This is a genomic window from Thiorhodococcus mannitoliphagus (assembly GCF_010915725.1).
Lineage (GTDB): Bacteria > Pseudomonadota > Gammaproteobacteria > Chromatiales > Chromatiaceae > Thiorhodococcus > Thiorhodococcus mannitoliphagus.
In genome coordinates, this window is the sequence record NZ_JAAIJR010000044.1 from 18569 (window position 1) to 41737 (window position 23169).

At 62.9% G+C, this 23169-nt stretch carries 21 protein-coding genes and 1 tRNA gene; 20 read left to right on the forward strand and 2 right to left on the reverse strand.

What is annotated here, in order from left to right; genetic code table 11:
* The first annotated feature begins 151 nt into the window (after nt 1-151).
* From G3480_RS12285 to G3480_RS12305, 5 genes are all read left to right on the forward strand, one after another.
* On the forward strand, nt 152-964 hold the full coding sequence (locus G3480_RS12285) for a TOBE domain-containing protein (RefSeq protein ID WP_164654184.1): 813 nt from the start codon (nt 152-154) through the stop codon (nt 962-964).
* A 109-nt stretch (nt 965-1073) separates the two neighbouring features.
* The gene (gene modA, locus G3480_RS12290) at nt 1074-1811 is read left to right on the forward strand and encodes a molybdate ABC transporter substrate-binding protein (RefSeq protein WP_164654185.1); all 738 of its coding nucleotides are present in this window, start codon (nt 1074-1076) and stop codon (nt 1809-1811) included.
* A 197-nt stretch (nt 1812-2008) separates the two neighbouring features.
* Nucleotides 2009-2677 carry a molybdate ABC transporter permease subunit gene (gene modB / locus G3480_RS12295; RefSeq protein WP_338114126.1) on the forward strand — a complete coding sequence of 223 codons (669 nt, stop codon included), beginning with the start codon at nt 2009-2011 and terminating at the stop codon, nt 2675-2677.
* A gap of 1 nt (nt 2678) precedes the next feature.
* A complete protein-coding gene (gene modC, locus G3480_RS12300) occupies nt 2679-3761 on the forward strand; it encodes a molybdenum ABC transporter ATP-binding protein (protein WP_164654186.1) in 1083 nt (360 codons plus the stop codon).
* Nucleotides 3762-3873: 112 nt separating this feature from the next.
* Complete coding sequence (locus tag G3480_RS12305; protein ID WP_164654187.1) at nt 3874-4926, forward strand: thioredoxin family protein; 1053 nt, start codon at nt 3874-3876, stop codon at nt 4924-4926.
* Nucleotides 4927-5017: 91 nt separating this feature from the next.
* Here G3480_RS12305 and G3480_RS12310 read toward each other — a convergent pair whose 3' ends face one another.
* Nucleotides 5018-5284: a nitrogen fixation protein NifZ gene (locus G3480_RS12310; RefSeq protein ID WP_164654188.1), complete on the reverse strand. Its 267-nt coding sequence runs from the start codon at nt 5282-5284 to the stop codon at nt 5018-5020.
* A gap of 230 nt (nt 5285-5514) precedes the next feature.
* Here G3480_RS12310 and nifU point away from each other — a divergent pair, with 230 nt between their 5' ends.
* From nifU to G3480_RS12340, 6 genes are all read left to right on the forward strand, one after another.
* A complete protein-coding gene (nifU, locus tag G3480_RS12315) occupies nt 5515-6414 on the forward strand; it encodes a Fe-S cluster assembly protein NifU (protein ID WP_164654189.1) in 900 nt (299 codons plus the stop codon).
* A 92-nt stretch (nt 6415-6506) separates the two neighbouring features.
* Complete coding sequence (gene nifS / locus G3480_RS12320) at nt 6507-7733, forward strand: cysteine desulfurase NifS (protein WP_164654190.1); 1227 nt, start codon at nt 6507-6509, stop codon at nt 7731-7733.
* Nucleotides 7734-8001: 268 nt separating this feature from the next.
* The gene (gene amt / locus G3480_RS12325; protein ID WP_164654191.1) at nt 8002-11070 is read left to right on the forward strand and encodes an ammonium transporter; all 3069 of its coding nucleotides are present in this window, start codon (nt 8002-8004) and stop codon (nt 11068-11070) included.
* Nucleotides 11054-11227 (forward strand): hypothetical protein, encoded by a 174-nt coding sequence (locus G3480_RS12330; RefSeq protein WP_164654192.1) that lies wholly within the window; start codon nt 11054-11056, stop codon nt 11225-11227. The genes amt and G3480_RS12330 overlap by 17 nt, the downstream gene beginning before the upstream one ends.
* 183 nt (nt 11228-11410) lie before the next feature.
* Complete coding sequence (locus G3480_RS12335) at nt 11411-11719, forward strand: DUF485 domain-containing protein (protein ID WP_164654193.1); 309 nt, start codon at nt 11411-11413, stop codon at nt 11717-11719.
* Nucleotides 11716-13446: a cation acetate symporter gene (locus tag G3480_RS12340; RefSeq protein ID WP_164654194.1), complete on the forward strand. Its 1731-nt coding sequence runs from the start codon at nt 11716-11718 to the stop codon at nt 13444-13446. The genes G3480_RS12335 and G3480_RS12340 overlap by 4 nt, the downstream gene beginning before the upstream one ends.
* A 165-nt stretch (nt 13447-13611) precedes the next feature.
* Here G3480_RS12340 and soxB read toward each other — a convergent pair whose 3' ends face one another.
* Nucleotides 13612-15393: a thiosulfohydrolase SoxB gene (gene soxB / locus G3480_RS12345; RefSeq protein ID WP_164654195.1), complete on the reverse strand. Its 1782-nt coding sequence runs from the start codon at nt 15391-15393 to the stop codon at nt 13612-13614.
* Between the two features lie 364 nt (nt 15394-15757).
* Here soxB and soxX point away from each other — a divergent pair, with 364 nt between their 5' ends.
* From soxX to ccmB, 9 genes are all read left to right on the forward strand, one after another.
* Nucleotides 15758-16141, forward strand: coding sequence for a sulfur oxidation c-type cytochrome SoxX (gene soxX / locus G3480_RS12350; RefSeq protein ID WP_164654196.1), 384 nt, complete (start codon nt 15758-15760; stop codon nt 16139-16141).
* A 150-nt stretch (nt 16142-16291) separates the two neighbouring features.
* On the forward strand, nt 16292-17131 hold the full coding sequence (gene soxA / locus G3480_RS12355) for a sulfur oxidation c-type cytochrome SoxA (RefSeq protein WP_164654197.1): 840 nt from the start codon (nt 16292-16294) through the stop codon (nt 17129-17131).
* Between the two features lie 93 nt (nt 17132-17224).
* Nucleotides 17225-17779 (forward strand): hypothetical protein, encoded by a 555-nt coding sequence (locus G3480_RS12360; protein WP_164654198.1) that lies wholly within the window; start codon nt 17225-17227, stop codon nt 17777-17779.
* Between the two features lie 34 nt (nt 17780-17813).
* Nucleotides 17814-18491, forward strand: coding sequence for a rhodanese-like domain-containing protein (locus tag G3480_RS12365; protein WP_164654199.1), 678 nt, complete (start codon nt 17814-17816; stop codon nt 18489-18491).
* A gap of 107 nt (nt 18492-18598) precedes the next feature.
* Nucleotides 18599-18683, forward strand: a tRNA-Leu gene (locus tag G3480_RS12370).
* An 83-nt stretch (nt 18684-18766) separates the two neighbouring features.
* A complete protein-coding gene (locus tag G3480_RS12375) occupies nt 18767-19180 on the forward strand; it encodes a YajD family HNH nuclease (protein WP_206171695.1) in 414 nt (137 codons plus the stop codon).
* Nucleotides 19181-19333: 153 nt separating this feature from the next.
* Nucleotides 19334-21496: a bifunctional 23S rRNA (guanine(2069)-N(7))-methyltransferase RlmK/23S rRNA (guanine(2445)-N(2))-methyltransferase RlmL gene (gene rlmKL, locus G3480_RS12380; RefSeq protein WP_164654200.1), complete on the forward strand. Its 2163-nt coding sequence runs from the start codon at nt 19334-19336 to the stop codon at nt 21494-21496.
* 120 nt (nt 21497-21616) lie between these two features.
* Nucleotides 21617-22234, forward strand: coding sequence for a cytochrome c biogenesis heme-transporting ATPase CcmA (ccmA, locus tag G3480_RS12385; RefSeq protein ID WP_164654201.1), 618 nt, complete (start codon nt 21617-21619; stop codon nt 22232-22234).
* A gap of 6 nt (nt 22235-22240) precedes the next feature.
* Nucleotides 22241-22912, forward strand: a complete 672-nt coding sequence (gene ccmB / locus G3480_RS12390) for a heme exporter protein CcmB (protein ID WP_164654202.1) — start codon at nt 22241-22243, stop codon at nt 22910-22912.
* Nucleotides 22913-23169 lie beyond the last annotated feature (257 nt).

A 23169-nucleotide genomic window follows, 5' to 3' on the forward strand; every position in this document is an offset into this window, starting at 1 on the left:
AAGCGCAAAAAGCTGCTACCCTCCCCCTTCTGCACTGCCTTCACCTCTCCCGCTCATAGCACTGCCGCTCAGTAAGAACCGAGATTGGCCCGAAAGTCGCTATTTCATTTGTGATATAACGCTGCCTCGCCAACGCGCCGTCTCGCTGACTATGCCGCATCACATCGACAAAGACCTGGAAACCAGCGCCAAGCTCCAGCTGGAGCTGAGCAGCAACCGCTTCGCCGGACAGGGGCGCATCGATTTGCTGCGACGCATCGCGGAGACGGGCTCGATCTCGCAAGCGGCGAAATCCATCGGCATGTCTTACAAGCAGGCCTGGGACTCGGTCGACGCCATGAACAATCTGTCGGCCGAGCCCTTGGTACGTCGGCGCACCGGCGGTCGGCATGGCGGCGGCACAGAACTGACCGACGAGGGTAGACGGCTGATCGCCGTGTACGAAGCCGCCGAGCAAGAGCACCGGCGCTTCCTCGAGCGGCTCAGCAAAAGCATCAAAGATTTCGACCGATTCAACTCACTACTCGGAGTACTCAACATGAAGGTCAGCACACGGAATCATCTGCGCGGTATCGTTTCGGACATCAAGCTTGGCGCGGTCAACGCGGAGGTCACGCTGGACATCAACGGCGTCCCCTTGGTCGCCGTCATCACCAATGAAAGCGTCGCCGCGCTCGGGCTGGTGGAGGGCAGCGAAGCCTTTGCGCTCATCAAGGCATCCTTCGTCATCCTCTGCACTGAAGACGGTGGGCTCAGAACTTCCGCTCGCAACCGGCTGTGCGGCACCATCGAGCATATGACCGAAGGGGCCATCAACACCGAGGTCGTGCTCGCCCTGGACGGCGGGGCGCGCATCACGTCCATCGTCACCAACGAGAGCGCGAAAGCGCTGGCACTCAAGACCGAGGAGCGCGCCTGCGCCCTGATCAAGGCCCCTCATGTCATCCTCGCCGTCAGCGACTGAAGCGCGCTGGAACAGTGTCGAACAAGGCAAGCCGAGCGCTTTCTTGGCTGCCATGCGTTATATCCAGTTTGATATTACGAAACCCTCACTCATCTCAAGGAGACTCATGATGAAAGCACTCAAGACCAGCGTCGCCCTACTCGCACTCTCCTGCGCGAGCGCCAGCGCCCTGGCCGAAGAGGTCAAGATGGCCGTCGCCGCGAACTTTACCGCGGCCATGAAGGAGATCGCGCAGGACTTCGAGAAGGCGACCGGGCACACCACTCAGATCAGCTTCGGCTCGACCGGCAAGCTCTACACCCAGATCGAGAACGGCGCGCCGTTCGAGGTCTTTCTGGCCGCCGATCAGAAGCGCCCCAAACTCCTGGTCGATGCCGGCAAGGCGAGCGATGAATTCACCTATGCCGTCGGAAAACTGGTCCTCTGGAGCGCCGACCCGACGCTGATCAAGGACGCCAAAGTGCTCGGCCGTGCCGAGTTCAAGAAGTTGGCGATTGCCAACCCCAAGACGGCCCCCTATGGCGCAGCCGCCCTCGAGGTCATGAAATCGCTGAAGGTCGAACAACTGCTGGAGCCGAAGCTGGTCCAGGGTGACAACATTGCCCAGACCTACCAGTTCGTCGCCACAAAGAACGCCGAGCTGGGCTTTGTCGCCAAGGCACAGATCGCCTTGGACTCCAGCGGCTCGAGCTGGGAAGTGCCCCAGGATCTCTACAACCCCATCCGTCAAGACGCCGTGCTGCTGACCAAGGGTGACGAAAACCCGGCCGCCAGTGCCTTGATGCAGTACCTGAAGGGCGATGAGGCCAAGGCCGTCATCGAGAAGTATGGGTACGGGGTAGAATGACGCCCTCACGACCACATTGATGCGAGGGATGGGTCCAGCGGCCCGAAGAATCGATCGGGCTGCCCCCAAAGGTCTCTGGCCGCGAGACCCATCACGTCCTGAGTCCTTCGACAACTCGGCAAACTCGCGCGGACACGTCGGTGGGTTCGGCCGCGCTGCACCCACCCCAGGCCGCTCAATCCACGGAAATCGCTGAAGTGAATCTCGACCTCGAGCCCGTCTGGCTCACCCTCAAGCTCGCCACCATCACCACCGCCGTGCTGCTGGTGGTCGGCACCCCCATCGCCTGGTGGCTCTCGCAGACGCGCTCACGCATGAAACAGGTGGTCGCGACCCTGGTCGCACTGCCGCTGGTCTTACCGCCAACGGTGCTGGGCTTCTACCTCCTGCTGCTGCTCGGCCCCGCGGGTCCGGTCGGCCAACTGACCGAGGCGATCGGCATGGGCACCCTGCCCTTCACCTTTGCCGGCCTCGTGGTGGGCTCGGTCATCTACTCCCTGCCCTTCTTGGTCCAGCCGGCTTACAACGCCTTTGAGGCCATCGGCAGCCGACCGCTGGAGGTGGCCGCCACGCTGCGCGCGTCACCTCTAGAACGCTTTTTTAACGTCGCCCTGCCGCTCGCCGTGCCGGGGCTGCTGTCGGGCGCCATCCTCGCCTTCGCACATACCGTCGGCGAGTTCGGCGTCATCCTCATGATCGGCGGGAACATCCCAGGCGAGACTAAGGTGCTGTCGGTCGCCATCTACGACCACGTCGAGTCGCTCGAGTGGACCCAGGCCCACTGGCTCGCGGGCGGCATGGTGCTCTTCTCCTTCCTGGTAGTGCTGGCGATCAACGTCCTTGGTCAGCGGATGCGGAAGGTCTGACATGAAGGATCTCGATATCGCCTTCAAACTCGACCGCGGCGGCTTCAAGCTAGACGTCGCCTTCAAGGCGCCCGGCGTCGGCGTCACCGCGCTGTTCGGCCGCTCCGGCTGCGGCAAGACCACGGTGCTGCGCTGCGTCGCCGGACTGGAGCGCGCGGCCGGCCACTGCCGCCTCGACGGCGACGCCTGGCAGGACGACAGCCGGGGGATCTTTCTCAAGACGCATCGCCGTCCCATCGGCTATGTCTTTCAGGAGGCGAGCCTCTTCAGCCACCTGTCCGTCCGCCGCAACCTGGAGTACGGGCTCAAACGCATCTCGGCCGAGCAGCGCCAGGTCGGATTCGACGAGGTCGTCGACCTGCTCGGCATCCGCAAGCACCTTGACCGCGATCCGGCCGGACTCTCCGGCGGCGAGCGCCAGCGCGTCTCCATCGCCCGCGCCCTGCTGACCAGCCCCAGCCTGCTGCTGATGGACGAACCACTCTCGGCGCTGGACCACACCAGCAAGCAGGACATCCTGCCCTACCTGGAACGCCTGCACGACAACCTGCAGATCCCGGTGCTCTACGTCAGCCACTCGCCGGACGAGGTGGCGCGCCTTGCCGACCGCATCATCATGCTGCAGGACGGCCACATCCAGGCCAGCGGCTCGGCGACCGAGATCCTCTCCCGACTGGACCTGCCGCTCGCGCAAGATGCGGAGGCCAGCTCCATCATCGACGGCAGGGTGCTGAGCCACGACGACGACTACCGCCTGAGCCGACTTGAGATCCCCGGCGGCAGCTTGACCGTCGCGCGCCTCGAACGCGCGGTCGGCGAGCTGGCCCGCGTGCGTATCCATGCCCGCGACGTCAGCATTGCGCTGGACGAGCCCGGCACCTCGAGCATCCTCAACATCCTGCCCGCACGCATCCTGGAGATACGCGAGATCGAGCACGCCCAGGTCCTGGTAAAGCTCTGTACCGGCAGCGGAGAGCAGACCCCCTTGCTCGCACGCGTCACCCGCCACTCGCGTGACCGGCTCAACCTCGGCGTCGGTCAAGAGGTCTACGCCCAGGTCAAGGCCGTGGCCTTGATGGATTGAGGGTCAGACACCACTCACCCCTGACGCGGGACCGATCCGGTCCGCTGCGGTCTCATCCAGGATTCATCAGAGACGCATCGGCAACGATGCGCGGGGAAGGAGGATTTTCAGCATGCACAGCCCACACCCATGGCTCATCGCACTCACCCTGAGCACCCTGTTCGCACTGCCTGCGAGCGGGCAGGAGCGCGCGGAATCGCCGCCCGTCGACAGCCCCACGGGTAAGGTCAGCGGCGGCAAGATGTCGACCCATCCAGCCTGGTTCAAGGAGAGTTTCCTCGACATCACCGAGGATGTCGACGAAGCCGCCGCGTCGGACAAGCACGTCATCCTCTTTCTGGAGATGAACGGCTGCCCCTACTGCTACAAGATGCTCGAGGAGAACTTCAAAGACGCGGCCTACAGCGACTTCATCCAGGAGAAGTTCGACGTCATCGCCCTCAACGTCTATGGTGACCGCGAGGTCGCCTTCGATGCGGAGACAGCGCTGACGGAGAAGGCACTCGCCAAGCAGCTCGGCGTCAGCTACACGCCGACCCTCATCTTCCTCAACCAAGCCAAGGATCCGGTCGCACGCATCAACGGCTACCGCAATCCGCAAGACTTCAAAGCCGTTCTGGACTATGTCGCGGCCAAGGCCTACGAGACGCAAACGCTCGCCGCATTCCTGGAGACGCGCAAGACCCAGCCGAGCTACAGCTTCCGCGACCATCCGCAGTTTCAAGACATCGACGACCTGAGCAGCGTCACCGACAAGCCGCTCGCGATCCTCTTCGAGGACGCCGCCTGCGTCGCCTGCGATGACCTACACGACGGCCACCTTGGCGACCCCAGTGTCAACGCGGCGCTCGAGAAGTTCGTTGTCGTGCGCTTGGACGACCAATCCGACAAGCCCATCACAGCACCCGACGGCACCAAGACCACGCCCAAACAGCTCGCCGAAACGCTCGGCATCTCCTATGAGCCGACGCTGGTGCTCTACGACAAGGGCGAGCAGATCCTGCGGATCGAAAGCATGCTCTACCGCTACCACTTCCTCGGTCTGCTCGAATACGTCGGCGAACGGCACTACGAGGAATATCCGAATGATCCCTTCGACTACATCAACGCCAAGACGGCCAAGCTGACGTCACAAGGCAAGGACGTATCGATCTCAGACGAGTGATCTCTGTGGGTGGATGCGCGCAAGCGAATCCACCTTTGCAGACGCCTGCCGCAGCGCCGCTGGACCGCGCTGCGCTGCTCCGCCCTCAATGTCACTGCGCCGAGTCGACCTCGGCCGCCTTCAGCTCCTCGGCCCAGCAGCCGGTCGGGGGGCCGAGGACGAGATCCTCCCCCTCAAAACGCACCAGAAAGAGTTCCTTGTCTGGGTTCTCTTCAAGATGCCCGATGTTGACGATGACGCCACGGGTTCCAGCCTTGGCGATCAGCGCCTCCTCCGGCATGTCCGGAATCCCACCGTCGTTGAAGATGTCTGTGGCGGCGAACACCATGTCGCCGGGATTGAGCTGGATCAATTCCATTCGTGGACTCTCATTGTCGGGTTTATCACCAGACGACCGCTATTGCCTGTTTCAGAGACGACAAAAGAGCTGGCCGCGCCTTGAAGATCGTCAATGAATCCGCGCCGTTACTACATTCCAGCCTCTGGCATAGGCTTTGCAGATTCATCGCCATCGAAGTGCAGCAAAACTTAAGCCATGCGCCCGATGAAATCGGTGCGCACACAAGCCAACGCAGCTGGAGACATGCCATGTGGGAGTATTCGGAAAAGGTCCAAGAACATTTCTTCAGCCCCCGCAATGCCGGGGCCGTGGATGAAGCCAACGCCGTCGGCGACGTCGGCTCGCTGGCCTGTGGTGACGCGCTGCGCCTGAGCCTTCAGGTCGATCCGGAAACCGAGGTCATCCTGGACGCCGGCTTCCAGACCTTCGGCTGCGGCTCCGCCATCGCCTCCAGCTCCGCCCTGACCGAGATCATCAAGGGCAAGACGCTGGACGAGGCCCTCAAGGTCACCAATCAAGACATCGCCGACTACCTCGACGGCCTGCCCCCCGAGAAGATGCACTGCTCGGTCATGGGCCGCGAGGCCCTGCAAGCCGCCGTCGCCAACTACCGTGGCGAGGAGTGGAAGGACGACCATGAGGAAGGCGCGCTGATCTGCAAGTGCTTCGCCATCGACTCTGTCCTCATCGAAGAGACCATCCGCAACAACAAGCTGACGACGGTGGAAGACGTCGTCAACTTCACCAAGGCGGGCGGAGGCTGCTCGGCCTGTCACGAAGGTGTCGAAGAGATCCTGACCCGCGTCATGGCCGAGTCCGGTCAGACTTTCCAGCCATCCGCACCGGCACCTGTCGCCGTTGCGATCCCGACGCCCACGGCCAAGATGACCAGTGTTCAGCGCATCCGCAAGATCGAGGCGGCGCTCGACGCCATCCGTCCCAATCTGCAGCGCGACCACGGTGACGTCGAGCTGATCGATGTCGACGGCAAGAACATCTACGTCAAGATGACCGGCGCCTGCGCCGGCTGTCAGATGGCTGCCGTGACCCTGGAAGGCATCCAGGAATGCATCATCAACGAGCTGGGCGAATTCGTCCGCGTCATGCCTGCCGAACTCATGCCCCGGGCCGAGCGGGCTCACGGCTGAGCGATCAGCTCCCAGCGGCCAGCCTGCAGCGGCCGGGTCTCCCTTCGCTGCGGGCTTACTCAGACCATCTGCATTTGAGCGGGACCAGCGCCATGACCACTGACACCGGGATTCAAGGAATCTATTTCGACAACAACGCCACGACCATGGTCGCACCGGAAGTCGTCGAGGCCATGCTGCCCTACTTCACCGAGCAGTTCGGCAATCCTTCCTCCATGCACTTGTTCGGCAACAAGGTCGGGCTCGCCATCAAGAAGGCGCGTCAGCAGGTCCAGACGCTGCTCGGCGCCGAGCACGACTCCGAGATCGTCTTCACCTCCTGCGGGACAGAGTCCGATTCCACCGCGATCCTCTCCGCGCTCAAGGCCCAGCCGGACCGCAAGGAAATCATCACCACGGTGGTCGAGCACCCGGCGGTCTTGGCGCTCTGCGAGCACCTAGAGAAGGAAGGCTACAAGGTTCACTACCTCAAGGTCGACGGCAAGGGTCGGCTCGATCTGGAAGCCTACGGGAAACTGCTGTCGGACCAGGTCGCCATCGTCTCCGTGATGTGGGCCAATAACGAGAGCGGCACCCTCTTCCCCGTCCTCGAGATGGCGGAGATGGCCAAGGCTGCCGGCGTCCTCTTCCACACCGACGCCGTGCAAGCGGTCGGCAAGCTGCCGATCGACCTCAAGAATTCCGCGATCGACATGCTCTCGCTCTCCGGCCACAAGCTGCACGCGCCCAAGGGCGTCGGCGTCCTCTACCTGCGCCGCAACACCCGTTTCCGTCCACTGCTGCGCGGCGGCCACCAGGAGCGCGGCCGACGCGCCGGGACCGAGAACACCGCCGCCATCATCGCACTCGGCAAGGCCTGCGAAATGGCCATGGAGCACATGGAGCACGAGCAAACCGTCGTACGCGCCATGCGCGATCGGCTGGAGCAGGCCATCATCGAAGCCGTGCCCTATAGCTTCGTCACCGGCGATCCCTCCAACCGCTTGCCCAACACCGCCAACATCGCCTTCGAGTACATCGAGGGCGAGGCCATCCTGCTGCTGCTCAACAAGCTCGGCATCGCCGCCTCCAGCGGCTCGGCATGCACCTCCGGATCGCTCGAGCCCTCCCACGTCATGCGCGCCATGGGCATCCCCTACACCGCCGCCCACGGCACGACACGCTTCTCGCTGTCGCGCTACAACACCATGGAAGAGGTCGAGCGCGTCATCGCGGCCGTGCCGCCGATCGTGGCCCAGTTGCGAAAGCTCTCGCCCTACTGGGCTGAGAATGGCCCCGTGGAGGAGCCGGAGAAGGCCTTTGCGCCGGCCTATGCCTGAGACGTGATGTCGAAACCCTTACGCGTGGAACGGCACAGCGCTCCACGCGAAACGTCAAGCTGAGGCGCTATAGACAACGCCCGAACCGACGGGGCTCGACCGATCGCAAGGCTTGGGCAGAGCAGCACAGGCCATCGATCGGAGCCGTCCCGCTGACGGCCCCGGTTTTCCACAGATCGCGTCACAGAGCGGGAAGAAGGAGCAGGCGCTGGGGCGCACTTTTCACGTACCATAAGCGGGCCACCGATCGTCGAATTCGGCCCAGACCATGTCCGACCCCTCAAGTATCGCCTGGATCCTGCTTTGCGCCTTTCTAGTCTTCCTCATGCAGGCGGGCTTTCTCTGTCTCGAGACCGGGCTGGTCCGGTCGAAGAACAGCATCAATGTCGCCATCAAGAACATCACCGATCTGTGCCTGTCCGGCCTGATCTTCTGGTGCTTCGGCTATGCGCTGATGTTCGGTCCGACCTATGGCGGCTGGGTCGGCACCAGCGGATTCCTGCTCGGCGCCGACACCTCGCCCTGGACGCTGAGCTTCTTCGTCTTCCAAGCGATGTTTTGCAGCACCTCGGCGACCATCGTCTCCGGCGCGGTGGCGGAGCGGATGCGTTTCCTGGCCTATGGTCTGACCGCCGTCATGATGGTCGCCCTGATCTATCCGATCACAGGCCACTGGGCCTGGGGCGGCACCCCGGACGCTGAGCCCGAGGGTTGGCTGGCGCGGCTGGGCTTCATCGACTTCGCCGGCTCAACGGTCGTCCACTCGGTCGGCGGCTGGGTCTCGCTGGCCGCCGTGCTGCGGCTCGGGCCGCGCCAAGGGCGTTTCGACACGGCCGGCCGATCGTCCATCCAGGGCGGCAATCTGCCCTTGGCAGCGCTCGGAGTCATCCTCCTCTGGTTCGGCTGGTTCGGCTTCAATGGCGGCAGCACCCTGGCGCTCAATGCACAGGTCCCCCTCATCCTCCTCAACACCTTTCTCGCCGCGGCCGGAGGCGGGGTTGCCGCCATGGCGTTCAGCTACGCCCGACGCGGCTATGCAGTCGCGCTGGATCTACTCAATGGGGTCATCGGCGGCCTGGTCGGGATCACGGCTTCCTGCCACCTCCAGGAGCCGGCGCTGGCCGTACTCATCGGAGCCGTTGCCGGCCTCCTGGTGGTGTTGGGAACGCGCTGGCTGGAGCAGCTGCGCATCGACGATGCCGTGGGTGCCATCCCGGCCCACCTCTTCGCGGGGATCTGGGGCACCATCGCGGTCGCGCTCTTTGCCCCGGAAAGCGCCTTCACGCTAACCGGCGATCGCACCCAGCAATTCTGGGTGCAGGCGCTGGGTATCCTGAGCATCGGCGCCTACGCCTTCCTCGTCAGCATGGCGGCGCTCTGGGTCATCGACCGTGTCTACGCATTGCGGGTCGATCCCGAGTCCGAACGGGTCGGACTCAACGTCGCCGAGCATGGCGCCAGCACCGAAATCCTTGAACTCCTTGGGGAGATGGATCAGCAGCGCCGACGCGGCGACTTCTCGCAACCGGTCACCGCCGAGCCCAATACCGAGGTCGGCCAGATCGCGCGTCAATACAACCACGTCCTGCAGCGGGTCAAGGAGGAGATCCATCGACGCGAGGACCTACTTCAGGCATTGACCGCGAGCGAGAGTCGCAAGAGCGCGATCTTGGATGCGGTGCTCGATTGCATCATCACCATCGATCGACGGGGGCGCGTGCTGGAACTCAATCCGGCGGCGACGCGCACCTTCGGTTGCTCCAAGCGCAGCGCTCTGGGCCGCGCACTGGTGGACATCATGATCCCCCCCGAGCGCAGGGACGCCTTCGAGCAGGCACTCGCGCGCGGTTTCGTCGATGACGGACGCTTCCTGCTCGATCAGCGCACCCAGACCATCCTGCAGCGGGTCGACGGCGAGACCTTTCCGGCCGAACTGAGCGTCAGCCAGGTGCTCGTGGGGCCACGTCCCGAGTTCACGCTGCACGTGCGCGACGCCACCCGTCAGCGTGAAATCCAACGCCGACTGCATCAGCTGGCCCACTACGACTCACTGACCGGGGTCTCCAACCGCAACCATTTCCGTCAGGGACTCTCCTTCTATCTGATGACGGATTCGCCGCGACAGGCCGCGGTCCTCTTCCTTGATCTCGACCGCTTCAAGACCATCAACGACACCCTGGGACATGGTGCCGGGGACCAGCTGCTGCACGCGGTCGCCGGGCGGCTGCGCGAGTGCATCCGCAGTGACGATCTGCTCGCACGCTGGGGCGGGGACGAGTTCGTCATCGCCCTGCTCGGAGTGGAAGGTGAACAAGCGGTCGCGCAGAAGGCGCAGCACATCGTCGAAGTCCTCGCACAGCCGCACCTCCTGGGTGATCGCCCGGTGCGCTCGCCCGCCAGCATCGGCGTGGCCGTCTATCCCGATGGGGGAGACAGCGCCGAACTGCTGATCCGCAACGCGGATCTCGCGCTCTACCAGGCGAAGCACGCGGGGCGTAATACCAGCCGTTTCTTCACTCCGGAACTGGCCCACCAGCTGTCCGAGCGCCTGGATTGCGAGAACGACCTGCGCGATGCGCTGGAGCGTGAAGAATTCGAGGTCTTCTATCAGCCGCAGCTGATGATCGACTCGGACGAACTCATGGGACTCGAGGCACTGCTGCGTTGGCGGCATCCCGCGAAAGGCTTGGTCAGCCCCGCGATCTTTATCCCGATCCTCGAGGAAGTCGGGCTGATCGATGCGGTCGGCGAATGGGTGATTCGCCAGGTGTGCCGCCAGCACCGCGCTTGGCAGACCAAGGGGCTGCGCCCGCCCCGAGTGGCGGTGAACGTCTCCGGACGGCAGTTCCTGCACGCCGGCTTCGCGGAGACGGTGGCCCGCATCCTGGCCGAAGAGGGACAGCCCGCGAACAGCCTCGAGCTGGAGATCACCGAGACCGTCCTCGCCCGCGATACCGCGCAATGCATCGAGACCCTGCAGGCGCTCAAGGGGCTGGGGCTGGAGATCGCGCTCGACGACTTCGGCACCGGCTACTCATCGCTGAGCTATCTCAAACGCTTTCCGATCGACACCATCAAGCTCGATCGCTCCTTCGTGAGCGAGTGCGATACCAAGGAGGAGGACGCAGCGATCTGCGCCGCCATCATCTCACTCGGACGCACGCTCGGACTCAAGACGGTCGCCGAAGGCGTCGAGCAAGAGGGTCAGCGCGACTTCTTGCGCAAAGAGGGCTGTCTGAGCTACCAGGGATTCCTCTTCAGCCCAGCCGTCCCTGAGCACGAGCTCATGGCGCTATTGAGCGAGCGCGCAGCAGGGAGTCGTGACCGAGGGCATTGAGTTCGGCGGCGGGATAGCAGCTCACCATCACGCGCTCGAGGACATGACCCTGCAAACAGCAAAGTTGGGAGACGCGACGCCCATGCCAGACAAAAAGCAATCCAGGACATTGAAAAAATTCATGCGCGCAGAATTGACGCTCATCATCCCGCGCTAAAGAATCCCTGGCGCTCCGACGTCCCGCACGCGCGCCGACCACACAGCAACAAGAGACACGCCCTGCCAGCCTTGGACTTGGGCGCCAGCGGCGTGCGCATTGCCCAAGAGCGAAGACGGCCCCGCAGGCGACTGCTGGAACTCCGCGCTCATCAACTGCTCCCAACCAACCGAAGGAAACTCCATGCAACAAGAGTCGGTCGATGCCATCAAGGCAAACCCGCACTACCAGGAACTCGTGCGCTCGCGCAAGCGATTCGCCTGGCTGCTGACGATCATCATCCTGGCCATCTACTATGGCTTCATCCTGACGATCGCCTTCGCCCCCTCCTGGCTGGGAACGCCCATCGCGGAAGGCGCGACCACCACCATCGGGATGCCGATCGGTGTTCTCATCATCATCACCGCCTTCATCCTGACCGGCATCTATGTCGCCAAGGCCAACAGCAAGTTCGATGCCTTGACCAAGACCGTCCGGGAGGAGCAGCAATGAGGCGCTACGCGACCTGGTGGGTGCTCTTCGCCCTGCTCACCCCCTTCATGCTCATGGCCGCGCCGGCGCTAACGGGCGCTGTCGAGCGGCAGGCCACCAACTACACCGCCATCTACATGTTCCTGGCCTTCGTCGCCGGCACCATGGGCATCACCTACTGGGCGGCCAAGCGCACCCGCTCCGCGAAGGACTTCTACACCGCCGGCGGCGGCATCACCGGACTCCAAAACGGCCTTGCCATCGCCGGCGACTTCATGTCGGCGGCCTCCTTCCTGGGTATCTCCGGACTGGTGTTCGCCTCCGGCTACGACGGCCTCATCTATTCCATCGGCTTCCTGGTCGGCTGGCCAGTGATCATGTTCCTCATCGCCGAGCAGATCCGTAACCTGGGCAAATTCACCTTCGCCGATGTCAGTTCCTACCGCTTCGGTCAGACCGAGATCCGCACCATGGCGGCCATCTCCTCGCTGGTCGTGGTCGCCTTCTACCTGATCGCCCAGATGGTAGGCGCCGGCAAGCTGATCCAGCTGCTCTTCGGCTTGGACTATTGGATCGCCGTGGTCATCGTCGGCGGCCTCATGATGGTCTACGTCATCTTCGGCGGCATGACCGCAACCACCTGGGTGCAGATCATCAAGGCCGTCCTGCTGCTGTCTGGCGCCACCTTCATGGCCATCGCGGCGCTCGCCGCCTTCGGCTTCTCGCCCGAGGAGATGTTCCGCCAGGCCGTCGAGGTGCACCCGAAGGGCGCGGCCATCATGTCGCCCGGCTCGCTCGTCACCGACCCGGTCAACGCCATCTCGCTGGGACTGGCGCTGATGTTCGGAACCGCCGGCCTGCCGCACATCCTGATGCGCTTCTTTACCGTGCCGGATGCCAAAGAGGCGCGGAAATCGGTCTTCTACGCGACGGGTTTCATCGGCTACTTCTACATTCTGACCTTCATCATCGGCTTCGCGGCCATCGTGCTGCTGCTCCAACATCCCGAGTTCTACAAGCCCGAAGCCATCGCCGCGGACGGCAGCATCATCAAAGGGCAGCTCATTACCGGTCTGAACGGAGGGACCAACATGGTGGCCATCCGCCTCGCCGAAGCCGTGGGCGGAAATCTCTTCCTCGGCTTCATCTCGGCCGTCGCCTTCGCCACCATCCTGGCCGTCGTCTCGGGGCTGACGCTGGCCGGTGCGTCCGCCATCTCGCATGATCTCTACGCCAGCGTCATCGCGCGCGGACGGAGCAATGAGAAGACCGAGATCCGCGTGTCCAAGATCGCGACCTTCATGCTGGGCTTGGTCGCCATCGGCCTGGGTATCGCCTTCGAGACCCAGAACGTTGCCTTCATGGTCGGCCTCGCCTTCGCCATCGCGGCGAGCGCCAACTTCCCGGTCCTGGCCGCCTCGATCTTCTGGAGCAAGATGACCACGCGCGGCGCACTGGTCGGCGGCTTCGTCGGACTGATCTCGGCCGTCGTGCTGACCATCCTATCCAAGGCGGTCTGGGGCGACGTGCTGGGACATACGGCCATGGTCGATGGAAAGGAGGTGGCGGTTGGGCTCATCTCGCTCAACAACCCTGCGATCATCTCCATGCCGCTGGCCTTCGCCTTCATCTGGATCGCGTCCCTCACGGACAACTCAGAGCGTGCCAAGCAGGAGCGTATCGCCTTCGAGGCACAGAAGGTTCGCTGTGAGACAGGAATTGGCGCCGAGGGCGCTACCGCACATTGAGGCAGCCATCGAGGGAGCCAGCCGACAGGAGGTGAGGCCGCTCACTGCCTGTCGGTGAAAGGGTAAAAAGCAGGGGGCCAGATGGCCCCCTGCTTATTTTCAGCTCCAGCGGTTACGCAGACCTGGAAAGAGCCCCCAGCGGGGAAGCTGAGGGCTCCATTGCGGTCAGACGCTTACAGGATAGTCGGCGATTCCAGCATTTCCCGAGACGTTCTTGAGCTTGGGAGTATTGAGCCGGGTGATCTTCACCGTCTTGACGTCGCGGAGGTAGGTCGCGACCGTCTCCCAAATCGGCTCACCCGGCGATTGGCTGCCGACCGTGGCCCAACCGGCCACCACATAAGTCTTGTCCGGCTCGATCTTGGTCCCGTCATCAAGTGTCATGTCCTGAATCCGCTCCCCAATGCCCGCGGTCGGATCACAGACGTAGTTGAGCCCCCCCAGCCGAACCATGTCGCCGCCCTGCTGAACGTAGGGATCCGGATTGAAGAGGTTGTCGCAGACGTCCTCTAGGATGGCCTTGACGTCGGCACCCCTCATCTCGCGCCTGTAGGTCTCTGGGTAGGTGATACAGGTTTGGTCCATTACATTGTCCATGGTGATGGGCTGCCCGGGCAGGACGGTCGTGCCCCAGCGGAAACCGGGCGAGAGGCTGATCTGGGCATCGTGGACCTTGAGCAGCGCGTCGCAGATGACTTGGTCGAAGGTGCCGTTGAAGTTGCCGCGCCGATAGAGCAGGTCGTCAGCGGTCGCCAGCTTCTCTTCCAGCTTGTCCTTGTAGGGCGCACGCACGCCGGTGATGTAATCGACCATGGCCGCATCCGGCTCGAGCAGATTGGAGAAGACGGGCAGGAGCCGATAGCGGTAGTCGCGCAGCTTGCCGTCCTTGACGTCGAGATCCATGACGCCGACGAATTTACCGTTCGAACCGGCGTTGGTGACCAGCGTCTTGCCGCCTGAGTTCTCCACCACGCTGGGTGCCGGCACCCCGTCATGGGTGTGACCGCCGAAGATGACGTCGATGCCGGTGACGCGCGAGGCCATCTTCAGATCGACATCCATGCCGTTGTGCGAGAGCACCACGACCAGCGCCGGATTCTCCTGCTCGCGAACCTCGTCGATGATCTCCTGCATGCGCCCGTCCTGGATACCGAAGGTCCAGTCCGGGATGAAGCGCTGCGGGTTCGCGATCGGGGTGTAAGGGAAGGCCTGGCCGATGATGGCGACCTTGACGCCGCCGATCTCCTTGATGGTGTAGGGCTCGAACGCCAGCCCACGGTCCTCATCGAAGCCAGCGAAGTCCTCGAATCGGTAGTCGAAGAGGGCCTCCTCGCGCACCTTCACGTTCTGGGCGACGAAATCGCCCTTGAAGGCGTCGATATTGCGGATGACCTCGTCGTCGCGATAGGTGAACTCCCAGTGTCCAGTCATGACGTCGACGCCCAGCAAATTGCAGGCACCAACCATATCCATGCCGCGCGTCCAGTAGGCCGTGCCCGAGCCCTGCCAGGTATCCCCGCCATCAAGCAGCAGGCTGTTGCCGTCGCCGGCCCCCGCGCGCAGACGATCGACCAGCGTCTTGAGGTGCGCGAAGCCGCCCACGGAGCCGAACTTCTCCGCGCCCTCCACATAGTCGAGGTAGGTGAGGGCATGCGACTCAATACCACCAGGCGCGATACCGAAGTGCTTCAGTAAGTGCTCGCCAACGAGATGGGGTGGCTTGCCCGAGGCCGGGCCAATCCCTATGTTCACGTTTGGCTCGCGGAAGCGGATTGGGTTGAGCTGGGCATGCGTGTCCGTGATGTGGAGCAGCCGCAGGTTGCCGAACTTGGGAACCTCGTAGAGATCGGACGGCTTCTTCTGTGCCGCGAGTGCGGACATGGGAAGCATTCCGGCGGCTCCGGCCAAGCTCATGAGTCTGATGAATTCGCGTCGGGATAGAGACATTGACTGAAATTCCTCCGATGTGCTCCTCAGCGGAGCTGGTGTTATGGGTTTTCTCTCGTCGTCAGGTGGCTGGGGCTGGCACACCGGCAAGAATGTTCGGCCAAGTCACCTGTTTCCCAACCGATCGGCTGCAGCCCTGGCTGCTCAGCGTGGACACTATCCTAACCGCTCCGCCCTCACCGCGAGACTCGATCCGCACATCCGTGCCCGTGCTAGGATTCAGCACCTGGCGTGGCCGATGCGGACGCAGTCCATCACCCGAGGGAGGCCGCGAGCCACACAGAGAAAGGCAGTCACCGCCTCGCTTGACATTCGCGTGAGGCTGAGGCAATCAACCAAAAAGAAGATCGAGGAGGTTTCGCATATGTTGTCTATCCGCACGTCCAAGCAATGCCTCGTTGCGCTGTCGCTGGGCGTCTCGGCGCTGTTGGCAGGCTCGGCACTCGCTGAAATGCCGCCAGACACCCAGCTGAACGGAGACGCAGCGTCCGGCAAGATTGTGGCAAACGACCGCGCTAAGGGTAACTGTGTCGCCTGCCACGTCATGGCTGGGGCTGAAAGCCCTGGCTCAATCGGCCCGGTTTTGATCGCCATGCAGACGCGCTTCCCCTCCAAGCAGGAGCTCGCGCGGCAGATCTGGGATCCCACAGTGAAAAACCCGGAGGCTGTCATGCCGCCTTTCGGTAAGCACGAGATCCTCACGGACAAAGAGTTCAAGGACGTCGTCGAGTACATCTGGTCACTCTAGACCCGCGCTGACGCCCTTTGTGTTCGACACCTGTGCGAGGGGCGACTTCCATCGCCCATGCGCTGCGTGCTAACCGGGGCTTGCTCCGTCTGTCGGCAGTCCGTTCCGCGACTGCCTGTCTAGAGACCACCACCTGAGACAGCCAACGTCATGACAACCAAGACCATCACACTCATCGCCGCCAGTCTAGCCTGTTCCCTGGCATTGCCATTGGCCGTGGCGACACCTGAACAGGACAAGGAAACCTTCCAGACCTATTTCAAGACGCGGTTCCCGAATGTCCCCGAAAACGATTTCGTGAACGGCGCCTACGCCATCGACCCTGTGGGTCGGGAAAACTGGGAGGCGATCGAGGAGTTCCCCCCCTACGAGAACGCTTTGAGCAATGGCGAGGAGATGTGGGAAACGGCGTTCGCGAACGGCAAGACCTACAAAGACTGCTTTCCGGACGGACCAGCAATCGAGGGAAAATATCCTTACTGGGACCGCGACCGCGGCATGGTGGTGACTTTACCGCTAGCGATCAACGAATGCCGCAAGGCGAATGGGGAGGAGCCACTCAAATATGCCAAGGGCCCCATCGCCGACCTGGTCGCCTACATCGCCTACGAGTCTCGCGGACAGATCACCAACGTGGAGATTCCGGAAGACGACCCGCGCGCACTGGAGGCCTATGAGCGCGGCAAGCAATTCTATTTCGCCCGCCGCGGGCAGCTGAACTTCTCTTGCGCGCATTGCCACCTGGGCAACTCTGGCACCACCCTGCGCACCGAGATCCTCAGTCCCGCCTATGGGCATACAACCCATTTTCCAGTCTATCGCTCCAAGTGGGGCGAAATGGGCACGCTGCACCGTCGCTTCTCGGGCTGTAACAAGCAAGTCCGGGCCAAGGCGTTCAAGCCACAGGGCGAAGAATATCGCGACTTGGAGTACTTCTTGACCTACATGAACAACGGTCTCGAGCTGAACGGCCCAGGCGCACGCAAGTAGCTCGCAGAAAGACCGCAGCGTCAAGCGAAACGAGGCGCGCACTGGCAGTGCGCATCAGCTTGACTGATAGAGACGATGAGGAGTTGATAGACAATGAAGATCCGCAGACTGTTCCACAGGGCCTTGATCACCGCCCTACTGCTCGCACTGCCGTTGGGCAGCGCATGGGCGACGCACCGCGTCGAAGCAGAGCAGGCCATCGCCGAGGCCAAGGCCGCACATGAGAAGGCCAAAGAGGCCGACGCTGCCTCGAGCGACACCCAGCAGATGATCGAGCGCGCCGAGAAGCTCATGCCGTCGCGCCAGTTCACCAAGGCGAAGGAGATCGCCACCAAGGCACGCATGCAAGATACCTACGCCTACGAGCAGGCGACGAGCAAGGAGCATGCGGATGTCGCCATGAGTCAGCGCGCCGAGGAGGCAATCGAGGCTGCCGAGAAGGCCCGCGAGAAAGCCGACTCAGTCGGTGGTGAATGGCGCGACACCGCAGAGCTGATCAAGGAGGCCGATAGCTTGGCGAAGTCAGGAAAGTTCGAGGAGTCGATCGCACTCGCCAAGAAGGCACAGCATCAAGGTGAGCTGGGCTACGAGCAGGCAATGCGCGAGAAGGATGCAGGCTTCCCGTCCTACGTCACCATGAAGCAATAGACCCTCGTTATCGCTTGCTCAGGAGAATTACAAAATGAGACAGAGAGCCGCATCCAAGACCCTCTTCGCCCTCGTCCTCGGGGTTGCCATGCCGATGGCCGCCGTCGCCACCGATAACAAGATCACGCCTGATATCGAAAGCGTCGAGGTCATGCACAACGGCAAGCCGGTGACCATCCAGCGCGGACACGATCGCGACGCGACGCTCCCGGAGATCTTCCAGAAAACGGACAGAGGCTGCCCCCCCTTCTGCGTCCAGCCCATGGAAGTCGTCGCTGGTGTCGAGACCGTCGGCGAACTTGAACTGCTCGGCTACCTCAAGCGCATGGCTGAGGGTGAGAGCGACCTCATGATCATCGACTCCCGCACCCCGGATTGGGTGATGCGGGGAACCATCCCCGGCGCTGTCAACATCCCCTGGAACAAGATCAATCGCGATTCGGCCGGCACCTTCGAAACACCATCGGAGGCCGACAGCTTTCATCACATCCTCGAGGACGAATTCGGCGTTGATCGCACTGCCGACGGCCAGGGCTGGGACTTCAGTCAGGCCAAGACGCTGATTCTCTTCTGCAATGGCATCTGGTGCGGTCAGTCTTCGATCAACATCCACACACTGGTTGGCATCGGCTATCCGGTCCACAAGCTCAAATGGTACCGCGGCGGCATGCAGGACTGGGTCAGCGTCGGCCTGACCGTCGTCAAGCCCTAACACCCGAGTCCAGCTCGGTCCTAAACGCGAGGCGCCTTCGGGCGCCTCGCGGCTTTGTCATCGTTGCGATACCGCTTTGCCCCGAAGCGCGCTAAAATGCGCGGATTGCGCGGGTGGCGGAATTGGTAGACGCGCTGGATTTAGGTTCCAGTGGAGTAATCCGTGGGGGTTCAAGTCCCCCCTCGCGCACCAGATATTCGTCCAGTGAGCCGGTCGAGCCAAATCAGCTGAACCCCGGCACCGCCTTAGTGACCCCCGAGATGAGGATGCGACTCATGGCACAGAGCGATGGCCCACGCCATGCCAAGACCGGGAAGGTGATCGACACCGGCAAGCTCGACCGCGTCGTCGCACAGGCCCGAAAAGCGAGCGACGAGCGAGCCGCCGGCTATCGCGAGCAAGCCCTCAAGCTCTATCCCTGGGTCTGCGGGCGCTGTACGCGCGCCTTCACGCGAGAGAATCTCCGTGAGCTGACGGTCCATCATAAGGACATGGACCACGACAACAATCCGCCGGACGGAAGCAACTGGGAGCTGCTGTGCATCTACTGCCACGACAACGAGCACCAGAAGTACGAGGAGCATCTGGCCTCGCTCGCGTCCGGGGGCGGCAAGGGACAAAAAGGCGCCAGCAAGCAAACCACCTTCAACCCCTTCGAGGGGCTGGCGGGAATGATGAAGAAGGAATAGACAGGGCAGGACCGCATGGTCTCGCTCAGAGTCTGATCGGTTTTCCCTCGCCGTTCATCCGAATTCCCCGCCCGGGCCGTCCGTCAGCGCACCTCGGCAGCTAGACCCTTCCGCCGACAACTCAGCATCCAGCCTGCCTCAGCAATAAACCGCATGTCCGAGCACATCTTCTTCGCCTCAGCCCCAAAGCACATGGGCAGCCTCCTCGCGGAAGAACTGTCGCGACTGGGGATGGCGGAAGCCACGGAAACCCGCGGCGGCGCCCGTTTCGCGGGCAGCCTTGAGGATGGCTACCGCGCCTGTCTCTGGTCACGCATCGCCAGCCGCATCCTGCTGCCCATTGCCCAGCTGCCGGTGAGCGATCCTGACGAGCTCTATGCCATTGCAAACGACATCCACTGGGAAGATCACCTGACGCCAGACCAAACCTTTGCGATTCAATTTGACGGTAATCTCGCGGGGATCAACAACCGCCAATTCGCCGTACTCAAGGTCAAGGACGCGATCGCGGATCGCTTCCAGAGCCGCATGGGGAGACGCCCCAACGTCGACATCCGCAACCCGGATTTCAGGGTGCACGTCTACGGTCAGCAAGGCCAGGCCGGTATCAGCATCGACCTCTCGGGAAACTCGCTCCACGAGCGCGGCTACCGCGATCAGGGCTCTGCGGCACCGCTCAAGGAAAACCTGGCAGCGGCAATCCTCATGCGCTCCGGCTGGCCGGAGATCGCGGCCGAAGGGGGTGCACTGCTCGACCCCATGTGCGGCTCGGGCACCCTGGTCATCGAGGGCGCACTCCTCGCCGCCGACATCGCCCCCGGCCTCTTGCGTGAGCGCTTCGGCTTCCATGGCTGGAGCCAGCATGACGAGCAGGTCTGGCAGCGGCTGCTGAGCGAGGCACGGATTCGCCGCGACGCCGGCATCCGACGCCTGGGCTCGATGCGCGGCTATGATGTCAATCCCAACGCGGTTCGCGCCTCACTGCACCACCTGGAGCGCGCTGGTCTCGCGGGACTGGCCCATTTCGAGCGCCGCGAGCTGGCCGACTGCCGACCAGGCAAGGCGGAAGACGAAGGCTTGGTCGTCGTCAACCCACCCTATGGCGAGCGCCTAGGCGCCAATGAAGACCTTCCAGCACTCTACGGACGCCTGGGCGCGGTGATCAAAGAGCGTTTCGTCGGCTGGAGCGCCGCAGTCTTCACCGCCGACCCCGAGCTTGGGAAATTCATGGGGCTGCGCGCGGTCAAGCTGAACTCGCTCTACAACGGTCCGATCGAGTGCCGGCTGCTCAATTTCAAGGTCGAGCCGCGCTTCTTTGTCTCCAATCACCCCCGCCCGCTGCCTCCCGAAGAGCGCAGCGAGGGTGCGCTCATGCTCGCCAATCGCCTGACCAAGAACCTCAAGGCACTGAGTAAATGGCAACGGAAAGAGCATATTCAGTGTCTGCGCGTCTATGACGCGGACCTTCCAGAGTATGCCCTGGCCATCGACGTCTACGGCGGGGAAAAGCGCTGGGTGCACGTCCAGGAGTATGCGGCCCCGCCGAGCGTGGACCCCAAGAAGGCCCGTCACCGCCTGCGCGAGGCGCTCGGACTCATCCCCGAGGTGCTCGAGGTTCCGGGCGAGCAGGTCTTTCTCAAGGTGCGGCGCCAACAGAAGGGACGGGCGCAGTATGAAAGACTCGCCGAGACAGGCAACTTCCGTCAGGTCGAGGAGTACGGCCACAAATTCCTGGTCAATTTCGAGGACTACCTCGACACCGGACTCTTTCTCGACCATCGCGAGATCCGCCGGTTGATCGGGGCCCTTGCCAAAGGCAAACGCTTTCTCAATCTTTTCGGTTATACCGGCACCGCCACCGTCCATGCCGCCAAGGGAGGGGCCGCATCGACCACCACGGTGGACATGTCGCGCACCTATCTCGAGTGGGCGGCGCGCAACCTGTCGATCAACGGCGTTCAGGATCCCGAGCACGAACTCATCCATGCCGATTGCGTGCGCTGGATCGAAATGATGAACGGGCGTCGGCGCTACGACCTCATTTTCATGGATCCGCCGAGCTTCTCGACCTCAAAGCGCATGTACGGAACCCTGGACATCCAGCGCGACCACGTCGCCCTGATCAAGTCCGCCGTCCGTCTGCTGGAGCCGGACGGCATGATGATCTTCTCCAACAATCTGCGTCGCTTCCGCATCGATACCGACGGACTCGCCCCACTCAATGTCGTCGACATCGGAGCGGATACCCTGCCGCGCGATTTCGCGCGCAACCCGCGCATTCACAGTTGCTGGATGATCCGGTACCGCCCCCAATGACGCCCCCCGATCATGCCCCGCAAAGGCAAGCAAGCATCGACCGCGCTCGCGCCGCGATCTCCGCCAGCGATTCCGCAAGATCGGGCAGCGGCTGCAAACACCTTGTGAAAGCCCGCCAAAATGCTTGAAGCTCATCAGCTCGAATGCCGGCGCGGCGACCGGCGTTTGTTCTCCAACCTCAGCTTCGAGCTTGGTCCCGGCACGCTGCTTCACGTCCGTGGGCGCAACGGCACCGGCAAGACCACCTTGCTGCGCAGCCTCTGCGGGCTGTTCACGCCAGAATCCGGTGAGATCCGCTGGCGCGGCGAATCCATCCGTGAGCTTGGTGACGACTACAGGCGCGACCTGCTCTATTTCGGCCACCTCAACGGCATCAAGGGAGAACTCACAGGCATCGAGAACCTCTCGATCGCCGCAACGCTCGATGGCGACCGCGTTTCAAGCACCACGATTTGGGAGGCACTCGCACGCATTGGTCTGCGCGGCTTTGAGGATCTGCCCACACGCATGCTCTCCCAGGGCCAAAAGAAGCGTGTCGCCTTGACCCGACTCATCCTCAGCAAAGCCCGACTGTGGGTGCTCGACGAGCCCTTTACGGCCCTGGACGTCGACGCCGTCGCCTTGCTGCAGCAACTCATCGTCGAGCATGTGGATGGCGGAGGCATGGCCGTGCTGACCACCCACCAGGAAGTCCCCTTGACCTCTGGCCAGGTCGAGCGCCTGGACCTGGGGGCCTGAGCAGCCATGTTTCGCGTTTTCTGGACAGTGCTCAAGCGCGACCTGACGCTGGCGATGCGCCGGCGCACGGACGTGCTGACCACCCTCTTCTTCTTCATGATCGTCGTCAGTCTCTTTCCGCTGGGCGTCGGGACCGAGCGCAAGGTGCTGATGACGCTGGGTCCAGGCGTCGTCTGGGTCGCCGCGCTGCTCGCGTCCATGCTGGCGCTCGAACGCCTGTTCGCGGCCGACTACGAGGACGGCACCCTGGAGCAAATGCTGCTAACTGCCCAGCCGCTATCACTGCTGGTACTCGCCAAGGTTGCGGCCCACTGGCTCCTCACCGGGCTGCCGCTGGTGCTCATCGCACCCTTGGTCGGCATGCAGTACCATCTGTCCGACACAGCGATCGGCATCATGATGCTGTCGCTGCTGCTGGGCACACCTGTGCTGAGCCTGATCGGCGCCATCGGCGCGGCCCTAACACTGGGCCTACGCGGGGGAGGCATCCTCTTGTCACTGCTGATCCTGCCGCTCTATATTCCCGTCCTCGTCTATGGATCTGGGGCGGTGCAGGTCAGCGACATCGCCATCACGGATACGCAGCCCTATCTCACGCTGCTCGGGGCCTTCCTCATGATGGCCGCGATCTTCGCGCCCGTGGCCGCGTCGGCGGCGCTGCGGATCTCGCTCGAATGACGCCGCACAAGGCGCAAGGCCGTGAGGGAGCGGATCAAGAGCGTTCGAGGCCGGCGATTGAGAAATCAACCGAACCTGTCGACCTAAGAGGCTGTGTGAAAAACCTCGTAGGGGCGACTTTAGTCGCCCTTGGCACTGGCGGGAGGGCGAATGAATTCGCCCCTTGTATGTTCTGTTCTCAGGGATTGATAAGGAGGAGTGATAAACGGAGTTTATGAAGAGAGCCCGGGAAGCCGTTCGCCCCTGAAGCCTGGACG